The 338-nt window shown below is 76.0% G+C and carries 1 protein-coding gene; it reads left to right on the top strand.

Annotated features, from left to right (window positions below):
• On the top strand, positions 1 to 338 hold a 338-nt coding region (locus G3I40_RS16520), incomplete at both ends, for a polyketide synthase (RefSeq protein WP_164302914.1).

The following is a 338-nucleotide window of genomic DNA, read 5'->3' as shown; positions in this document are numbered from 1 at the left end:
CACGGCACCGGCACCCGGCTCGGCGACCCGATCGAGGCCCAGGCCGTGCTGGAGACGTACGGCGCGGGCCGCCCCGCGGAGCGTCCGCTGTGGCTGGGCTCGGCGAAGTCCAACGTCGGGCACACCCAGGCCGCCGCCGGAGTGACCGGCGTCATCAAGATGCTGCTCGCGATGCACCACGGGACCCTGCCGGCGACCCTGCACGCCGAGCGCCCCTCCACGGAGGTCGACTGGTCCCGCGGCGAGGTGCGGCTGCCCACCGAAGCGGTGGCCTGGCCCGACGTCGCGCGCCCCCGCCGCGCCGGTGTCTCGTCCTTCGGCATCAGCGGCACCAACGC

The sequence above is a fragment of the Streptomyces sp. SID14478 genome (assembly GCF_010548525.1).
Classification (GTDB): Bacteria; Actinomycetota; Actinomycetes; order Streptomycetales; family Streptomycetaceae; genus Streptomyces.
This window is presented reverse-complemented; position numbering and strand designations above follow the sequence as displayed.